Raw genomic sequence first — 19,135 nt, 5'->3', positions numbered from 1 at the left:
TCGCCGAATCAGACGACAGGCCTCCGGAGGACTCGGCTGGACGTCTAAGCAGACGTCTGCCGAACTCGTCGCGGCGCAGCCTGGCGTGTGCGCCTCGATCGACGATCTCATCACCAGCATCCGCGCCAATTGTGACGGCTTTGTCACTGTGCTCGAGGCCGGCCGGCGCCATGGCCCTGCCCATCTCGTTTACGCCTCGTCGGCGATATGTGGCGCGACTTCACCTATGTCGACGACATCGGTCGAAGGCGTGATCGGAACCCTCGACCGGCCCGCGGCGCCGAATCCCGCGTGGAACGCGGAAGCGCCGGAAAATTCGTCGAGCTATGCGCCGTATCGCGTCTACAACATCGGGAACAAAAAGTCGGTGAAGCTGCTCGAGTTCGTCGAGACGCTCGAGAAGATCATCGGCAAGCCTGCGATCCGCGAGCTTCTGCCGATGCAGGCCGGCGACGTGCTGGAGACGCGCGCCGACATTTCCGCGCTCCAGCGCGACGTCGGTTTCGCGCTGTCGACGCCCATCGCGGAAGGTCTCGCTCGTTTCGTCGAATGGTGTCGAAGCTATCACGGCGTGTGATCGCCGAATCAGACGACAGGCCTCCGAAGGACTCGGCGGAACGTTGAAGCAGACGTCTGCGGAACTCGTCGCGGAAATGATGGTGAGAGATGTCGCTCGGATTTTTTGTGACCACGCCGCCGCGTTTGATTGTCACATGTAGCGGTTAAGATTTGTTCGGTTCGCGCAAAACAACCTGCCTCAATGTTGGGCGTGCGGCCGGATAAAGAGATGGTCTTGCGTGTTCACTGGAGCATCCGTCGCCAACGGAAATAATTCTTCACGCGAATAGCGATGATCTGCACGGGTTATGTGCAGCTCGTGTCGGAACCTGCTTTGCGGATTTCGCTCGACGTCACCTTCGTCGACAAGCACGAGAAGATCGTTGCGCTTGACTTGATGACTCCTAAGAAGCATCTAAATCTTGTCGGGTTTTCCTGCGATAGCGGGATGGGGTTCTGGGGAGATTGTCGATAGCCGACAATTTTAGCTTTCTCGCAAGGCGTTCTCTTAGGAGTGGCTGTCAGTCTGCGCTCCATCGCCAATGGGGCTCAACATGTCTAATGCGACTGCGACCACTGCATCGAGTTTCTTGAATTCTCTCGGTATCAACACCAAGGCAGGCGCTTATACCGACGCATACACAAATTCCAGCTTGATCATCCGCAGCCTGGACTACCTGGGCATCAGTCACGTCCGCGACTCCTACAGTGCGACTGGACATGCAAATGCAGTCGTCGATGCGCTTGCCAATGCGGGTATCTCTTTCGATTTTCGCGTGAGCTACACGCTGCCTGGGTCGGGCAGCAGCGGGTTGGCCAGCTTTGTCGCAGCTCTTGCAGAGTTTAAGACGGAGCACCCGGGCGCCCTGTTGTCCATCGAAGGCATAAATGAAGCCAATCTGAATTCCTTTTCCTATAACGGGCTGACCTCGCTTGAAGGAGCAGCGGCGTTTCAGCAGGCTCTTTATGCCGCAGTGAAGGCCAACGGTGTTCTTAGCGATGTCACCGTTGTCAACTTCAGCATCGGGAACCAAACCGATGCGATGAACGCCACAGTTGGCGACATGAGCGCCTATTCGGACGCGGCGAATGCACACGTCTATGTGCACACAGGCGCGCTTGCCGACGGTCAGATCGAGCAAGACCTTGCTTTGGCGAAGGATATTTCGACGAACGATCCGGTCATCGTGACGGAGACCGGTTACACGACATTGTCAAGCACCGCCGGAATCGGCGTCAATGAAGACGCACAGGCGAAGCTTGTCCTCTCCAATCTGCTCCTGGCTTATGAAGACGGATCTTCCGCCACCTATCTCTACGAACTGTTCGACACGCCATCCTCGGCGCCTCGCGGCGCCAAGGAAACCTCTTTCGGTCTTTTCAATGCTGACGGAACACCGAAGGAAGCCGCTGTCGCAGTCCACAATCTGACGACCATTTTGAGCCATGGTGACGACGGCAGCGCTCATACAGGCGCGGACCTGAGCTACACGCTGTCCAATGCGCCCGGCAACACCCATACGATGCTGATGAACAAGTCCGGCGCCGTCAGCGACCTCGTCGTATGGGCCGACACGGTCGTATGGGACAGTGCGGCCCAAGCTGAAATCACGACGCCGGAAACCTCCGTTACTGTCAATTTCGGGCAGGTGCAAAGTGCCATCTACGTTTATGATCCGCTGAAGGGGACGAGCCCGATTGCGGTGTATTACAACACCAGCACGATCCAGATCGGCCTCAGCGATCACCCGTTGATCATTGAAGTCGGCGCAGGTTCCGCGGCAGCCGAGCCTCCGGCGACGGTGGATCCCGATCTCACCATGACATCGGCCGCCTTCGTCGCTCAGATGGACACTCTGGCGAGCGCCACCACCGGGCTGGAAAAGGTGACTTTGACCGACTCGCATGTTCTGGCCGTCTCGTCGTCCGAAACCATGCAATACGTCATTGCCCACTATGGCGATCTTCTTTCGAAGATCGACGGCGGCTATTCCTTCTCTATCACCTGGAGCGGCGACGGCTGGACCCAGGAACAGGATTTCGACGCCAACGGTTCCCTTACCGAGACCATCGTGTGGGGTGTCAGCAGCAGCGGCGCCATTATTTCGAAAAGCATTACGCAGGCTGACGGACGGGTCGACTATTATCACTACGGCATTACGGGCCAATCTTACACGTCAGATCACACCGCGTACGACGCGAGCGGCAAAGTGACGCTCATCGAGCGTTTCAACGCCGATGGCAGCTATCAATACAAGGCTGTGTACAATAGTGACGGTTCCAAGGTTTATGACTACTACAGCAGCACCGGTGCGCTGAGCACGGAAGTCGGCGTGACGTCTACCAGCACGGTCACGACGACCTATGACACCTCGACCGGCTACAAGCTCCGGGTTTACACCAGCAATTCGGACGGCAGCGCCGACAACAAGGTCTATACAAATGGCGTGCTGATGAAGGACAACGTCCTTCACAAGGACGGCTCGTCCGAGGTTTACGTCTACAACATCACCGGCCAGTCCTATACGACAACCCATCAGGTGAGCGACGCGAGCGGCAAGGTGACGCTGATCGAGCGCTTCCACGCCGACGGCAGCTACCAGTACAAGGTGGTTTATAACTCGGATGGATCCAAGGTCTACGACTACTACACGAGCACCGGGGTTCACAGCTCCGACGTGGTCGTTACGTCGACCAGCACCACGACAACGACCTATGACACGACAACGGGCTACAAGCTCAGCGTTTATACGGCCAATGTGGATGGCAGCGCCGACAACAAGACCTATACCAACGGCGTGTTGATGAAGGACAACGTCCTTAACAAGGACGGCTCGTCCGAGGTCTATGTCTACAACATCGCCGGCCAGTCCTACACGACGATGCATCAGTCGGCAGATGCGAGCGGCAAGGTGACGCTGATCGAGCGTTTCCATGCCGACGGCAGCTACCAGTACAAGGTGGCTTATAATTCGGACGGCTCCAAGGTCTACGACTACTATACGAGTACAGGGGCTCACAGCTCCGAAATTGCCGTCACGTCGACCAACACGACGACAACGACCTATGACACGACGACGGGCTACAAGCTCAGCGTTTATACGGCCAATGTGGATGGCAGCGCCGACAACAAGACCTATACAAGCAACGTGTTGATGAAGGACAACGTCCTTAACAAGGACGGCTCGTCCGAGGTTTACGTCTACAACATCGCCGGCCAGTCCTACACGACGATCCATCAGTCAGCAGATGCGAGCGGCAAGGTGACGCTGCTCGAGCGTTTCCATGCCGACGGCAGCTATCAGTACAAGGTGGCTTATAATTCGGACGGCTCGAAGGTCTACGACTACTATACGAGCACGGGCGTTCACAGCTCCGAAATTGCCGTTACGTCGACCGGCACCACGACCACGACCTACGACACCTCGACCGGCTACAAGATCTCGGACTACATCGCGAATGTGGACGGCAGCGCGGAGAACAAGACTTACACCAGCGGTGTGCTGACCAAGGACAACGTCCTGCACAAGGACGGATCGTCGGACGTCTATGTCTATAAGATCACCGGTCAGTCCTACACCTCGACGCATCAAGCCGCCGACGCCAGCGGCAACGTAACGCTTGTCGAACGCTTCCATGCCGACGGCACCTACGACTACAAGGCGGCCTATCACACCGATGGTTCGAAACTTTACGACTATTATACCAGCGCCGGCAAATTGAGCACGGAGGTCTCGGTGACCTCGACCGGCACGACCACCGCCACCTACGACACCGCGGCCGGCTACAAGCTGACCGAGTATACGGCCAACGTGGACGGCAGCGCGGATAACAAGACTTACACCAGCGGTGTGCTGACAAAGGACAGCGTCCTTCACAAGGACGGCTCGTCGGATGTCTACGCCTATCAAATCACCGGCCAGTCCTATACCTCGACGCATCAAGCCGCCGACGCCAGCGGCAACGTAACGCTTGTCGAGCGCTTCCATGCCGACGGCAGCTACGACTATCTGGAAAAACACAATTCAGATGGCAGCAAGGAAATTTCCAACTACTCCAGCGCTGGTGCGATCCTCAATCACACGCTCATCGAGGCCAACGGCGCCCGTGTCGTCGACTATTACAGCCAGGACGGCACCGGCGATATCCGCACCGATACGGCGGATGCCAGCGGCAATCTGACAATGCGCGAGTATACCCACACGACCGGAGCCCACGAAGTCTATGCTTATGCCGACAATCTGAAGCTTGCCGGCGGCACGGGCAACGATACGTTCTATTTCCGCTCTACCAATGGCGGGACGGTCACCTATCAGGGCGGCAATGACACGGTCTACAGCTTTAACACCGACACCGCCTCTGCCGGTACGGACAAGATCGCGATCAGCTCTGCGCTCGCTGCAAATTTCAGCGGTCTTCACATGACTCAGCAAGGATCGGATGCTCTGATCACATTGGACAGTCACGATACGATCTTGCTCAAGGGAACCACGGTCGCTAACCTTCACAGCGAGTACTTCGTGTTCACCTGATGACGGCTCCGGTGTGCACGGCGGTCTCTTCATCCGACGGAAGTGATGCGCCTTGCACGTGATGCGAGGGGATTGATCTGGGCGTATTTCTTCCTGGGCCCTCGCGGCTGGCTGGGCGAGGGGCTCGCCGCTGGCGGGCCTGACTGGTTGACCGTAGCGGCCCTTCCGCGGGGCAAATGGGCCTAAGTTCGCGGCAGTTCAGTACCGCGCGGGTCGATCACCTCTACCAAGACCCGCACTTCGGCAACGTGCCGCTCCTGATGCACTACAGCGACATGATGGATTCGAGCAATCTGTGCAGCAGATCCGGCCGACCGAGATCTACAATCTCGCCGCGCAAAGCCACGTCGCGGTCAGCTTCGAGAGCCTGCAATACACGGCCAACGCCGACGCGGTCCGCAAATCCTGTCACGCGCGGCGGCTAAGATTTATTCGGTTCGCGCAGCAACCTGCCTTAATGTTGGGCGCGCGATCGGATAGTGAAATGGTCTAGGGTGTTCAGCGGAACATCCGTCTTAACGGGAAGAGTTTTTCATGCGAATCGCGATGATCGGAACGGGCTATGTAGGACTGGTGTCGGGAGCCTGCTTTGCGGATTTCGGTCACGACGTCACCTGCGTCGACAAGGACGAGAAGAAGATTGCGGCGCTTCATCGCGGCGAGATCCCGATCTATGAGCCCGGCCTCGACGAGCTGGTCGCGACCAACGTCAAGGCCAAGCGGCTCGACTTCACCACTGATCTGTCGAAGCCGGTCGCGGACGCCGACGCCGTCTTCATCGCAGTCGGCACGCCGTCGCGCCGCGGTGACGGTCACGCCGACCTCTCCTACGTCTACGCCGCCGCCAAGGAGATCGCACAGTCGCTCACCGGCTTCACCGTCGTGGTGACGAAATCGACCGTGCCTGTCGGCACCGGCGACGAGGTCGAGCGCATCATTCGCGAGGCCAATCCGAAGGCCGACGTCGTCGTCGCCTCCAATCCCGAATTCCTGCGCGAGGGTGCGGCGATCCGCGACTTCAAGTTTCCCGATCGCGTCGTGGTCGGCACCTCCGACGAGCGCGGCCGCAAGGTGATGGGTGACATCTATCGCCCGCTGTCGCTGAACCAGGCGCCGCTGATGTTCACCGCGCGCCGCACCGCCGAGATGATCAAATACGCCGCGAACGCCTTCCTCGCGACCAAGATCACCTTCATCAACGAGATCGCGGACCTCTCCGAGAAGGTCGGCGCCAATGTCCAGGAAGTCGCGCGCGGCATTGGCCTGGACAACCGCATCGGCACCAAGTTCCTGCATGCCGGTCCCGGCTTCGGCGGCTCGTGCTTCCCGAAGGACACCAAGGCGCTGATCAAGATCGCGCAGGACTATGATGTGAGCTTGCGCATCGTCGAATCCGTGCTCGCGGTCAACGAGAACCGCAAGCGGGCGATGGCGCGCAAGGTGAGCCAGGCGCTTGGCGGCTCCTTGCGCGGCAAGACCATCGCCGTGCTCGGCCTCACCTTCAAGCCCGATACCGACGACATGCGCGATGCGCCGTCGATCCCGCTGGTGACCGGCCTTCTCGACATGGGCGCGAACGTGAGGGCCTTCGATCCCGTCGGCATGGAGCAGGCGAAGAGTGAGCTGCCCAGCATCGCCTATAGCGAGGACGCTTATTCCTGCGCCGAAGGCGCCGATGCTCTCGTCGTCGTCACGGAATGGGTGCAGTTCCGTGGCCTCGATCTCGGCCGGCTGAAGAGCGTCATGGCGCAGCCCGTCGTCGTCGATCTCCGCAACATCTTCAGCCCCGAAGATATGCGTGCAGCCGGCTTCACTTACGAGAGCGTCGGGCGCTCGTCCCAAGCCTGACAAATCATGCAGACCTGATCGTCGCCCGCCTCACCCGTGAGGCGGGCGAAATCGTTTCTGATGCGATATGATCCGGTGGCGGCTGCCACCATGGAGGTTGTCATGACCGACGACACGCACACGATCCGCAGCGGCGGGCTCACCGCGACCATCAAGGCGCACGGCGCCGAGATGTGCTCGCTCAGGCACAAGGACGGTACCGAATTCGTCTGGCAGGCCGGCCCGGCCTGGCAGCGCCATGCGCCGCTGCTGTTTCCGATCGTCGGACGTCTTGCCAATGACGAAATGCGGCACCAGGGCAAGACCTACCGGATGACCCAGCACGGCTTTGCGCGCGACAGCCGTTTTGCGTGGGTGGAGCGTGGTGAGAGCAGGTGTACGCTCGTGCTCGAGGACAGCGAGGCGACACGCGCGCTCTATCCGTTCGCGTTCCGGCTGACGGCAGCCTATGTGCTCGACGACGCCGGTCTCGATCTCTCGCTCACGGTCGTCAACACCGGCGACGAGATATTGCCGGTGTCGCTCGGTGGTCATCCCGCTTTCAACTGGCCGCTTCAGGCCGGCGTGGCGAAGGAGAGCTACGCGCTGACGTTCACGAACGAGGAGCCGTCTCCGGTCCGCCGCGTCGAGGGCGGGCTTCTGCTTGCGGAAACGGATCCGAGCCCGGTCCGCGGCACTGTGCTTCCGCTGTCGGAAGCCTTGTTCGTCAGCGACGCCGTCATCCTCGATCCCGTCAACAGCCGTGCGGTTCGCTACGCCTCCACGGATGGCACCGGACCCTGGCTCAAAATGTCATGGCGTGACTTCCGCGAGCTCGGCGTCTGGTCGAAACCAACAGGCGCGCCGTTCCTCTGCATCGAGCCTTGGCGCGGCTATGCCAGCCCCAAGGACTTCGACGGCGAGTTCACCGACAAGCCGGGCCTGATGCACATCGCACCTGGGGCAGAGGAGCGCTTGTCGTTCCGGGTCGATGTGGGAACGTCTTAGGCCGTGAACCCATAAATCGGCCGCGCACGGACCCTCCAAGCTACTGAATCACTCGGCCGGCGCGCCGTAGAAGTTCGGGCGGTATCGTCAGACCCAGGCGGCACGCGGTACGCATGTTCAGGACAAGGTCCGGGCAGCGCAGGGTCTCGATCGGCAGTTCGGTTGCAGCATCGCCGTCAAGGAGCCGGCTGGCTTGCCGCGCCATGCGATGAGCGGCTTGCCCGAGCGAGGTTCCGTAGCCCAGAAGGCCACCCGCCTCCGCCTGCTCCAGCGCAAGCAGGGCTGGCAGGTTCTGCGACAGAGCGCGCTCGGCAATCTGCGCGGGGCGCCACCGGTGAGGCCCCACCGGCTGCCATGATGCCCACACCATGCAAACGATCGCGCGTCACGATATCCTCCGGCCGAGTGTGTCAGTTTGACTTGATGCCGGCCTCGCGGATGACCTTGGACCATTTCGCACTTTCGGTGCGAAACAGCGTCGCGGAGTCCTCCGGAGTGGTACCGACCACCGTGAACCCCAGTGCTGCCATTTTCTCCTTGATGTCGGGGAGAGCCATGGCGCGAGTGATCTCGCGGTTGAGCAGCGCGACAACCTCCTTGGGCGTCCCGGCCGGAACGACAAACGCGAACCAACCCTCGCCCTGGATCTCCGGATATCCGGCTTCGGCGGTATCAGGCACTTCCGGCAGCGCCGGCGATCGCGTCTTGCTGGTAACGGCGAGCGCACGCAGTTTTCCTTCTTGGATATGCGGCACTGCGGGCGGCAACGACGTGAACGCGATCGGAGTGTGACCCGCCAACGTCGAGCCGATCGCCTGACCAGCGCTGTTGAATGGGACATGCACAAGGTCGAGCCCCACCGACAGGCGAAACAGCTCGCCGATGAGATGTGGCGGCGTGCCTGTGCCGGGTGACGCAAAGCTGTATTTCGTGCCGCCCGCCTTGATAAGCGCGACCAGCTCGCTCAGATTCCTGGCCGGCAGCGAAGGATGGATTGTCACCACCGTGGGCGCACTCACCGCCACCGTCACCGGCTCAAAATCCTTATAGGGATCGTATGGCACCTTGTCGTACATCGCCGGATTGACAACGATGTTTGGCGGCACGACGAGAACAGTGTAGCCATCGGCCACGGCTCTCGCGCCTTGACCCATTCCGATATTGCCGCCGGCGCCGCCGACATTCTCAACATAGAATTGGCTTCCGAGCTGCTCGGACAGCTTCTGGGCGGCAAGGCGGGCGAGGATGTCGGCTGGACCGGCGGGCGCGTATGGCACCAGCAGGCGCACCGGCCGCGCCGGGTAGGTCTGTGCGAGCGCGAAGGACGACAACGCGGGCGCGACGATCGAGCCCGCCGTCAGTTGCAGAAATTGCCGGCGCAACAGCGTCATGACCATCTCCTCGGTCGGACACGGCCTGTCTATCGCTTGCGCGGCAGTTGAGCTATTATATGGATCGGACAAAACTCATATATAAATGGATATGGCAATGGAGCTGCGGCATCTTCGGCATTTCGTCGTCGTCGCCGAAGAGGGACATATCACGCGGGCAGCCGAGCGGCTTGGCATGCAGCAGCCACCGCTCAGCCAGCGGATCAAGGCTATCGAGGGCGAGCTCAATGTGCAGCTCTTTCGCCGCAAACCGCGCGGCGTCGAGCTAACCGAGGCCGGGCGCGTCTTTCTCGATCGCGCTCGTGCGACGCTCGCGCACTACGATGGCGCATTCCAGGCGACCCGCCGCGCGGCGCGCGGTGAGCAAGGACACCTCTGTATCGGCGTGCTGCCCACAACACTCTTCCATCCCTTCGTACCGATTGTCATCCGAGCGTTCCGGACGGCTTACCCGCAGGTGTCAGTGACACTGGACGAATGTCTCCGTACAGAAGCAATCGAGGGCCTGCGGAATCAGCAGCTGGACATCGCCTTTCTCCGCAGCGCGATGGATGACCAGGAGGATTTCCTCGTTTATCCGCTGCTTAACGAGCCGATGGTCGCGGCATTGCCGAGCGACCACCCCCTCGCGCGGGACGGGCGCCGCTCCGTGTCGCTTTCCCTGAAAGACTTGGCCGACGAGCAATTCATTATCTACGCGCGTCAACTCGGGCCCGCATTCTACGAGACGACAATGGCAGCCTGCCTCAAGGCGGGATTTACTCCGCGCCTTGGTCAGGAAGCCCCGCGTATCACTTCGGCCCTCAGCCTGGTGGCAGTGGGGCTCGGTGTGTCGCTTGTGCCGGCGTGCCTGCAGAACATGACAATGAATGGTGTCGTGTACCGCAGGCTCAAAGGTGCGGTTCAGCCAAAGGCCGTGCTGATGCTCGGCTTGCGGCGGGGGGATACCTCCCCCGTTGTTCGCAACTACGTGAGCCTTGTTCGGAAGACTGCGAAGACATTTCGTCCGCCCGCGGAGGAGACGACGTAGTGCAATGCCGCCGGAAGGGGAAGTAAATTCAGAGCATTAGCAGGACCGAGACCGGCCGGCTGCGGGAGCAGGGCGCTCAGCGCACGCCTGTCGCGGGGGCGGCGATGGTCGGCTGGATGGTGGAGCGGATCGATCCGGAAGACGTCAGGCGATGCGCGAGATCCTGCGCGCGCCGCTCGACCAGGTGCCAGGTCGCGCGCGCGACCAGATAGCTCAGTGCGGCCGTGACGACGTAGGCGATCAGCAGCGACACCAGTCCGTCCGCGAGCGGCCAGATCTGGCGCAGGCCGTGGATCACCGCGAAGTGCGACAGATACATCGAATAGGAATTGCGGCCGAGCGCCTCGATCGGCTGGAAGCGGATCGCGAGCTTGATGCAGCCGGCAACCAGCGCGCCGAGCACGAGGTTGATCATCAGATAGTTGAACTCGTGCGAAGCTGTCGTGCGATCGGCGATGAAGGACAGGGCGATGAAGACGGCGAAGATCACGGCGTCCGATTTCGCAAAGCCGTCGCGCAGCGAGAAGAACAGCGCGCATCCCACCAGGAAGACCGGGAGCTGGTTCAGGAAGCTGATATGCAGCGCGTTCCAGACGAAGGCCTCATGGCCCGGTCCGTAATAGGCCGAGAATGCCGCGAAGGCGAACGGCTTGAACAGGCAGACATTGACGAGATGCAGCACTATCGCCAGCGCAAGGTAGAGATGGCGGCGCGATCCGAACGCAGCGATCACGAATGGGAAGACGAGATAGAAGGTCATCTCCGCGGCGATCGACCAGTCGCCGGGCACGACGCTGTTGACGCTGTCGGGCCAGAAGCCGTGCAGGAACGTCGCGGTCAGCATCACCTGCAGCGGGCCGATGCCGTTGGGCGCGTTGTAGCTCGGCCCCGTGCCGTTGACGACGAGGTAGAGCGGGATCGCGAGCCAGAACAGCGGCGCGATACGCAAGAAGCGGCGGATGTAGAATTTGCGCGTCGCATTCGCTTCGGTACGCCGCGTCCACATCAGGCACATCGTCATCGCGCTGACGAAGTAGAACACGTTGACGCCAGTCCAGCCGCACATGAAGGCGTAGTCGACGGCGTGGATGTTCGATGGAAAGGATTGCGAGACGTGGATCGCCATCACGCCGACGATGGCGAGACCGCGCAGGAAGTCGAGGCTGTGCGAGCGGCCGAAAACCGCCGCGCTGTCCCCGGTTCGACCGGCAGCCAATCGGGCCTGCCCTTGCATCGCATCTGCTCCGTGGTTTTCCATCTGCAGGCGAGGACCATAGAGGCGCGGCCGGCTTTTCCGAAGCCGAACGCTTTCTTTACGTTAACCAGCAGTTGAGTCCAGCACCGAATGTGCGGGATCGGCGGTAGTGAAGTGGCCTAAGAGCATGATGATGCGCGCGATGAGAATTGTGGGCCAATTCATACTTAATACTTCAATACCGTGACCAATATTGTTTGGGCTGCACAACACGCCTAGTATTCCATCAGGCAATCTCGGGGGCTCGAACCAGTCGTGAATGTTCGTTCACAGGACGGCGCTTTGCGCGACGACTTGAATTTTCAGGCTGCGCCGCAGGCACACAGGACATCCAACATCGTGGCTGATTCCGCACGTCAGGAAGCGCGGCCCGCAGGTCGCGAGCGCCTGATCGTCGTCGAAGACGATCCGGTGACGCGGACCATGCTGGTCGGTTACTTCAGCGAAAACAATTTCGACGTGGTCGGCGCGGGCTCCTGCGCGGAGTGCCGCCAGGCGCTGCGCGTGCGCACCGACCTCGTCTTCCTCGACGTGCAGTTGCCTGACGGCGACGGTTTCGAGCTCGCCAAGGAAATCCAGGCGACCAGCAACGCGGGCATCATCTTCGTGACCCGCCGCGACACCGACGTCGATCGTATCCTCGGTCTCGAGATCGCCGGCGACCATTACGTCACCAAGCCGATCAATCTGCGCGACCTGCTGGCGCGCGCGCGCAGCGTGCTGCGGCGGCGTTCGATCGACCGCAAGGCGGCGCGCAACCACAATTCAATCGCCTTCGGCGACTGGATCATCGACCTGACGCGGCGCGAGCTGCTCGGCGGCGACGGCAAGCCGGTGGCGCTGACGCGCGCCGAGTTCGACCTGCTCGCCGCACTGGTCGGCGCCGACGGCCGGCCGCTCAGCCGCGACTATCTGATCGAGGTCGTCAGCAACCGCCAGGCCGAGGTCGACATCCGCACCGTCGATGCGCTGGTGGCGCGGCTGCGCCGCAAGCTCGTCGGCAGCGGCACGCCTGTCATCGCGACCGTCACCGGCGTCGGCTACAAGCTCGCACTCAGCGAGCGCCTCTAACCTCATCCGCTGAAAGACCCGATCGCTCTCGCGCCTATCGCGCGCGGGAGCTCTGGTCGGTGGAGGTTTGCCGGCTCGCCCCGGCGAGCCGGTCGTCGACCGCGTAGAGCGTGCAGGTCGGTGACCATTTCATGCACGCCGCGAGCGAATCGCGCTGGGCATCGTCAGTGGTGGTGCGGCCCGAACGCCAGCCGTAGCCGCCGTTCGGCGACACCGCAAAAGCCTTGTGCGGCATGGTGCTGGCGAGATAGCGGGCGAACTCGGCCCGCGCAGCCTCGTTGAGCTGGCTTGGCGGTGGCAATGGATCGGGCGGGCTCAGGATGTCATGGCCGAGCCCGCGCTCGCGCAGGAAGCCATCCACATACGGCGTCCATTGCGGCCGTCCGACCACGGAATAGAGATAATGGCCATCGTCGCCGTAGGGCGCCGCCGCGACGAATTTCGCGTTACCGCCATTGCCGCGAAATCCGTCATAGAGCCGGCGCGCGAGTTCGGGACCGAAGAAGGAATCGTTGGTCGCGTAGACCCACAGCATCGGCACGCGCGAGGTCTTGCCGAAGCTGGCGAAGGCCTGGACGAGGCCATCCTCGTTGCAGACGTCGTCGTCGTCCCGCGAGCCGCGGCCACCGGCAAAATTGATCGCGGCGACGAGACCTGTCGGGGGCTGCGCCGTCAGCGCGACGGTGGCGAGCCCGCCGGCGGAATGGCCGGCGGCGATCATGCCTGACGTCGTGACGTCCGTCCTGCGTCCCATCGCGTCGATCGCGGCGCGCAAATCAGCGACCGCAACCGCGGCGGCCGGCAGATAGGCGGCGTTGGTGCAGCCGCCGAGGCTGTCGATACGTCCGCCGGGCGAGGTGCCGTAGCCGCGCCGCATCACGATCAGCGCCGCAAAGCCGCGCCGGGCGTATTCCAGCGCGATGCCGTAATATTTGTGCGCCGACATGGTCGCACGGTCGTCGAAGCTGCGCGGCGAGCCGTGGCTGAGCAGCGCCAGCGGATAGCGCTTCGTCCCCGCTGGCCGCACCAGAAACGCCTCAAGCCCTTGCGGCCCGGCTTCCGCCATCGGGATGCGCAGGTCCTCGGTGTAGAATTCGGCAGCGTGCGCCGGCGCACCGGTCAGGGCAAGGCCCATGGCGATGCAGGCGATCGGCAGAAGCAGCTTGCGCGAAAGAGCCATGGACGATTCGAAAAGCCTCGAAAGCGTCGAGCATAGCACGACCGCCTGACCTGATGTCGTGAACGCTCATCCATCCCCGTTGCCCTGAGGTGGCTGCTCTTCAGCGGCCCTCGAAGGGCGACGGCCCGGCTGCAGCTCGGCCGTGCATCCTTCGAGGCTCGGCCCACCGCGCGTCGCGCGGCGCACCTCGCGCCTCAGGATGACGGGATCCACACCTTCGTCCTGCCCAAGGAACGCCATACCCGTGACGTGTGTTGTGTGTTGTGGTTTGGCGGGGGCGCGGCCGATGCTATGGTGCTCCGCAATCTCTACGACAGGACGAGGTATTTCAGTGGCTGATGTTCATCCCGCGGCGGGCAAACTGGTCTCGCCGGACGCGCTCACCAACGTTCCACGGCTGGTGACGGCCTATTTCGCGGGCAAGCCCGACGTCGCCGACCCCGCGCAGCGGGTCGCGTTCGGCACCTCGGGCCATCGCGGCACCTCGTTCAAAAACACCTTCAACGAAGGCCATATCCTGGCGACCACGCAGGCGATCTGCGACTACCGAAAGGAAAAGGGGCTGACCGGCCCGCTCTTCGTCGGCATTGACACTCACGCCCTGGCCGAGCCGGCGCTGGTGAGCGCGGTCGAGGTGTTCGCGGCCAACGGCGTCGAGATCATGATTGACAAGGACGGCGGCTACACGCCGACGCCCGTGATCTCGCACGCGATCCTCACCTACAACAAGGGCCGCACATCGGGTCTGGCTGATGGTGTCGTCATCACGCCCTCGCACAATCCCCCCGAAGACGGCGGCTACAAATACAATCCGCCGCATGGCGGCCCGGCCGATACGGATGTCACCGGCGTCGTCGAGAAGCGCGCCAACGCCTATCTCGCCGACGGCCTCAAGGGCGTGCAGCGCATCGACTACGCCAGGGCGCGCAAGGCGGCCAACGTGCACGCTTACGACTTCATCACGCCGTACGTCGCCGATCTCGGCAATGTCGTCGATCTCGATCTCGTCAAATCCGCCGGCATCAATATCGGTATCGACCCGCTCGGCGGCGCCGCCGTGCATTACTGGCATCCGATCATCGAGCGCTACGGCCTGAAGGCTACCGTGGTGAACGAGGCGATCGACCCGACCTTCCGCTTCATGACGGTGGACTGGGACGGCAAGATCCGCATGGACTGCTCTTCGCCCTACGCGATGGCGAGCCTGATCGCGATGCGCGACCGCTTCGACGTCGCCTTTGCCAACGACACCGACGCCGACCGCCACGGCATCGTGACGCGCACCGGCGGCCTGATGAATCCGAACCATTATCTCGCGACCGCTATCTCCTATCTGTTCGCGCACCGTCCGAATTGGGGCAAGGATGCCGCGATCGGCAAGACCGTGGTGTCGAGCTCGATCATCGACCGCGTCGCGAAAAAACTCGGCCGCAAGCTGGTGGAGACGCCGGTCGGCTTCAAATGGTTCGTCGACGGCCTCGTCGGCGGCAGCTTTGGTTTCGGCGGCGAGGAGAGTGCAGGGGCCTCGTTCCTGCGCCGCGACGGCGGGGTGTGGACCACCGACAAGGACGGCATCATCCTCGGCCTGCTCGCGGCCGAGATCATGGCCAAGACCGGCCGCGATCCGAGTCAGCTCTTCAATGATCTCACCGCCGAGCTCGGCGTGCCGCATTACGCGCGCATCGACGTCGCCGCGACCGGGCCGCAGAAGACCATTTTGAAATCCGTTACGCCCGAGCAGCTCGGCCTGAAAGATCTCGCCGGCGATCCGGTGCGCGCCACGCTGAGCAAGGCGCCCGGCAACGGCCAGTCGTTCGGCGGCATCAAGGTCGAAACCGATTTCGGCTGGTTCGCCGCGCGGCCGTCCGGCACGGAGGACGTCTACAAGATCTATGCGGAGAGCTTCCGCAGCACCGAGCATCTGAAGAAGATTCAGCAGGAAGCCCAGGCCGGCCTCGCGAAGGTGTTCGGGGCGTAAGGCGACGCGCCGAGCGCTCTCAAGCTGCCGCTCCGAGGGGAGCGCCTGCCGCATCCTCCGCTGTCATCACCCGCGAAAGCGGGTGATCCAGTACGCCGCGGCGCCAGTTGTGTGAACCCAATGTCCGCCGCGGCGTACTGGATTCCCCGCTTTCGCGGGGAATGACCCCCGTGGTTAGATCTGTATACATCACGTAGATGATAGGTATTTAGATACGCCAATTTTGCCCTTGAACTATTATATCCCTCCGCTATTGTATACATAACGCATACATAAACCTTGGGAGAATCGCCGGTGACAAAACCCTTCCCCATGAACGCCTGGTACGCCGCCGCCTGGGACGCGGAGGTGAAGCCCGCGCTGTTGCCGCGGACGATCTGCGGCAAGCATGTCGTGATGTACCGCAAGGCCGATGGCTCGGTGGCCGCGCTGGAGGACGCCTGCTGGCACCGGCTGGTGCCGCTGTCGAAGGGCCGGCTCGAAGGCGACACCGTCGTCTGCGGCTATCACGGCCTGAAGTACAATTCGCAAGGGCGCTGCACCTTCATGCCCTCGCAGGAGACCATCAACCCGTCCGCCTGCGTGCGCGCCTATCCCGTCGTCGAGCGTCACCGCTACATCTGGCTCTGGATGGGCGACCCGGCGCTCGCCGATCCCGCGCTCGTGCCCGACATGCACTGGAATCACGATCCGGCCTGGGCGGGCGACGGCAAGACCATCCGCGTCAATTGCGACTACCGCCTCGTGCTCGACAATCTCATGGACCTCACCCACGAGACTTTTGTGCACGGCTCCTCCATCGGCAACGACGCGGTGGCCGAAGCGCCGTTCGACGTCACCCATGGCGAGAAGACCGTGACGGTGACGCGCTGGATGCGCGGCATCGAGGCGCCGCCGTTCTGGGCCAAGCAGCTCGGCAAGCCCGGCCTCGTCGATCGCTGGCAGATCATCCGCTTCGAGGCGCCGTGCACGATCGCGATCGATGTCGGCGTGGCGCCGACGGGCACCGGCGCGCCGGAAGGCGACCGCTCGCAGGGCGTCAACGGTTTCGTGCTCAACACCATCACGCCCGAAACCGAGAAGACCTGCCATTATTTCTGGGCCTTCGTCCGCAACTATCAGATCGGCGAGCAGCGCATCACCACCGAGATCCGCGAAGGCGTCTCCGGCATCTTCCGCGAGGACGAGCTGATCCTCGAGGCGCAGCAGCGCGCGATGGACGAGAACCCGGACCGCATCTTCTACAACCTCAACATCGACGCCGGTGCGATGTGGACGCGCAAGCTGATCGACAAAATGGTGGCGAAGGAAAACCCGCCGACGCATCTCCAGGCCGCGGAGTAATCCATGGCCGAGCGTGAGGTCGATCGCTCCATCTCGCAGACCGTGAAGGCGCAGCTCGCGTTGCGCGACCAGATCCTGTCGGGCGCTTTGCGGCCGGGCGAGCGCATCTCCGAGCTGCAGGCGGTGGAGACAACCGGCGCCTCGCGAACGCCGGTGCGCATGGCGCTGGTGCGGCTGGAGGAGGAGGGCCTGCTGGAGGCGATCCCCTCCGGCGGCTTCATGGTGAAGGCGTTTTCGGAGCGCGATATTTCCGACTCGATCGAGCTGCGTGGCACGCTGGAAGGCCTTGCCGCGCGCTTCGCCGCCGAGCGCGGCGTCTCCGCGCGCGAGCTCGAGCCGCTGAAGGAATGCCTCGCCGCGATCGACGAGCTGCTGCGCCAGGTGCCGATCTCGATCGAGGCCTTCTCCTCCTATGTCGCGCTGAACGCACGCTTCCACGCACTGCTCACCGAATTGTCGCGCAGTCCACCGCTGATCCGGCAGATCGACCGCGCCTCGGCTTTGCCGTTCGCCTCGCCAAGCGGTTTCGTGATGGCGCAGTCGGCGCTGCCCGAAGCGCAGCAGATCCTTATCATCGGGCAGGAGCACCACCGCGTCGCGATCGACGCGATCGAGAACCGCGAAGGCGCGCGCGCCGAGGCGGTGATGCGCGAGCACGCGCGGCTCGCGGTGAGAAACCTGAGGCTCGCGCTGCGCAACCGGACCCATCTCGATCTCTTGCCGGCGCTCGCGCTGATCAAGACCGCAACCGACTGAGGGGTGCCGCCATGCGCTTCATCGAAACCTGGATTCCGGCGACGCTCGTCTCAATGCGCGATCTCGCCCCCGGCATCCGCGAATTCCTGATCCGGCCGGACCAGTTCGACGGCGCGGCCTATCCGGTCGGCAGCCACATCAATGTCAGCGTGACCATCGACGGCCTGCCGGAGACGCGGTCCTATTCGCTGGTCGGCGAGGCTACCTCGCGCGGCTTGCGCATCGCGGTACGCCGCGCCGAGGATTCCCGCGGCGGCTCGCGCTACATGTGGTCCTTGCAGCCGGGCGCGCGGCTCGACATCACCCAGCCCGCTTCGCTGCTCGCGGTCGACTGGGCACGCCAAAATTACTGCCTGATCGCCGGCGGCATCGGCATCACCCCGATCCTGGGCGCGGCGCAGGCGCTGGCGCGGCGCGGCGCCGATGTCACGCTGCATTACGCCGTGCGCTCGCGCCGCGAGGCGGCCTATCTCGACGATCTCGCAGCTCAGCTCGGTGATCGCCTGGTCGTCCATGCCAGCGACGAAGGCAAGCGGCTCGATCTCGACGCGCTGTTCGCCTCGCTGCCGCAAGGCGCACTGGCGCTGTTCTGCGGCCCGATGCGGATGCTGGACGCCGCGCGCCATGCCTGGATCGGCGCCGGTCATCCGCTGCCCGATCTGCGCTACGAGACCTTCGGCTCCAGCGGCACGCTGCCGACCGAGAGCTTTCGCGTGCGTCTGAAAGATTCCAATGTCGAGCTCGAAATCCCGCGCGAGCGCTCGATGCTGGATGTGCTCAATGCCAGCGGCCACGACGTGATGTATGATTGCAAGCGCGGCGAATGCGGCCTCTGCGCCATCGATGTGGTGAAGGTCGACGGCGAGATCGACCATCGCGACGTCTTCTTCAGCGACCATCAGAAGCAGAGCAACGAAAAGATCTGCACCTGCGTGTCGCGCGCGCGGGGGACGATCACGGTGGACACGCTGCTGCGCGCGGACGCGGTCTGACGCGGCGGCTGGGCCCGCATGGTTCGAGACGCGCCTTCGGCGCTCCTCACCATGAGGGTCTAAAAGTTGTGCCACGAAGAAGGCCCTCATCCTCTTATGTCCCAAGTCAAGGGGGGAGGCATGAGGAAGGGTTGTCTCCCGGACGTCCGAAAGAAGTGTGAGTGGGATGATCGTGCAAGGGTGGAAGCAGAACCCTGAGACGTCGGTCAACAA

Annotated in this window: 13 protein-coding genes and 2 pseudogenes; 11 read left to right on the top strand and 4 right to left on the bottom strand. The window is 62.7% G+C overall.

Going from position 1 to position 19,135, the window contains the following annotated elements:
- Positions 1–67: 67 nt before the first annotated feature.
- The 5 genes and pseudogenes from RAD16_RS24235 to RAD16_RS24215 all read left to right on the top strand — a co-directional run.
- A pseudogene (locus RAD16_RS24235) lies at positions 68–577 on the top strand (hypothetical protein); the annotation flags it as partial.
- Between the two features lie 535 nt (positions 578–1,112).
- Positions 1,113–5,090, top strand: a complete 3,978-nt coding sequence (locus RAD16_RS24230) for a hypothetical protein (protein WP_458160363.1) — start codon at positions 1,113–1,115, stop codon at positions 5,088–5,090.
- A 188-nt stretch (positions 5,091–5,278) separates the two neighbouring features.
- A pseudogene (locus tag RAD16_RS24225) lies at positions 5,279–5,487 on the top strand (GDP-mannose 4,6-dehydratase); the annotation flags it as partial.
- Positions 5,488–5,624: 137 nt separating this feature from the next.
- Positions 5,625–6,938 carry a UDP-glucose dehydrogenase family protein gene (locus RAD16_RS24220; protein ID WP_458160362.1) on the top strand — a complete coding sequence of 438 codons (1,314 nt, stop codon included), beginning with the start codon at positions 5,625–5,627 and terminating at the stop codon, positions 6,936–6,938.
- Between the two features lie 102 nt (positions 6,939–7,040).
- Positions 7,041–7,925, top strand: coding sequence for an aldose 1-epimerase family protein (locus RAD16_RS24215; RefSeq protein ID WP_458160361.1), 885 nt, complete (start codon positions 7,041–7,043; stop codon positions 7,923–7,925).
- A gap of 40 nt (positions 7,926–7,965) precedes the next feature.
- On the opposite strand, the gene RAD16_RS24210 is transcribed toward RAD16_RS24215, so the two are convergent.
- Positions 7,966–8,295, bottom strand: coding sequence for an ABC transporter substrate binding protein (locus RAD16_RS24210; protein ID WP_458160360.1), 330 nt, complete (start codon positions 8,293–8,295; stop codon positions 7,966–7,968).
- 40 nt (positions 8,296–8,335) lie between these two features.
- On the bottom strand, positions 8,336–9,316 hold the full coding sequence (locus RAD16_RS24205; RefSeq protein ID WP_458160359.1) for a Bug family tripartite tricarboxylate transporter substrate binding protein: 981 nt from the start codon (positions 9,314–9,316) through the stop codon (positions 8,336–8,338).
- Between the two features lie 97 nt (positions 9,317–9,413).
- On the opposite strand from RAD16_RS24205, the gene RAD16_RS24200 reads away from it, so the two are divergent.
- Positions 9,414–10,346, top strand: a complete 933-nt coding sequence (locus RAD16_RS24200) for a LysR family transcriptional regulator (protein WP_458160358.1) — start codon at positions 9,414–9,416, stop codon at positions 10,344–10,346.
- Positions 10,347–10,422: 76 nt separating this feature from the next.
- On the opposite strand, the gene RAD16_RS24195 is transcribed toward RAD16_RS24200, so the two are convergent.
- A complete protein-coding gene (locus RAD16_RS24195; protein ID WP_458160357.1) occupies positions 10,423–11,580 on the bottom strand; it encodes an acyltransferase family protein in 1,158 nt (385 codons plus the stop codon).
- Between the two features lie 276 nt (positions 11,581–11,856).
- On the opposite strand from RAD16_RS24195, the gene RAD16_RS24190 reads away from it, so the two are divergent.
- Positions 11,857–12,672 (top strand): winged helix-turn-helix domain-containing protein, encoded by an 816-nt coding sequence (locus RAD16_RS24190; RefSeq protein ID WP_458160356.1) that lies wholly within the window; start codon positions 11,857–11,859, stop codon positions 12,670–12,672.
- Positions 12,673–12,706: 34 nt separating this feature from the next.
- Here RAD16_RS24190 and RAD16_RS24185 read toward each other — a convergent pair whose 3' ends face one another.
- Positions 12,707–13,807, bottom strand: coding sequence for an alpha/beta hydrolase family protein (locus RAD16_RS24185; RefSeq protein ID WP_458160553.1), 1,101 nt, complete (start codon positions 13,805–13,807; stop codon positions 12,707–12,709).
- Positions 13,808–14,183: 376 nt separating this feature from the next.
- Between RAD16_RS24185 and pgm the strand changes: the two genes are divergently transcribed.
- From pgm to RAD16_RS24165, 4 genes are all read left to right on the top strand, one after another.
- Positions 14,184–15,830 (top strand): phosphoglucomutase (alpha-D-glucose-1,6-bisphosphate-dependent), encoded by a 1,647-nt coding sequence (pgm, locus tag RAD16_RS24180; RefSeq protein ID WP_458160355.1) that lies wholly within the window; start codon positions 14,184–14,186, stop codon positions 15,828–15,830.
- A 294-nt stretch (positions 15,831–16,124) separates the two neighbouring features.
- Entirely contained in the window at positions 16,125–17,174 is a 1,050-nt protein-coding gene (locus tag RAD16_RS24175; protein ID WP_458160354.1) for an aromatic ring-hydroxylating dioxygenase subunit alpha, read from the top strand.
- 3 nt (positions 17,175–17,177) lie between these two features.
- The gene (locus tag RAD16_RS24170) at positions 17,178–17,930 is read left to right on the top strand and encodes a GntR family transcriptional regulator (RefSeq protein ID WP_458160353.1); all 753 of its coding nucleotides are present in this window, start codon (positions 17,178–17,180) and stop codon (positions 17,928–17,930) included.
- Positions 17,931–17,941: 11 nt separating this feature from the next.
- Positions 17,942–18,922, top strand: coding sequence for a PDR/VanB family oxidoreductase (locus tag RAD16_RS24165; protein ID WP_458160352.1), 981 nt, complete (start codon positions 17,942–17,944; stop codon positions 18,920–18,922).
- The last annotated feature ends 213 nt before the right edge of the window (positions 18,923–19,135 follow it).

It is taken from the genome of Bradyrhizobium sp. 18BD (assembly GCF_054185225.1).
This window is presented reverse-complemented; position numbering and strand designations above follow the sequence as displayed.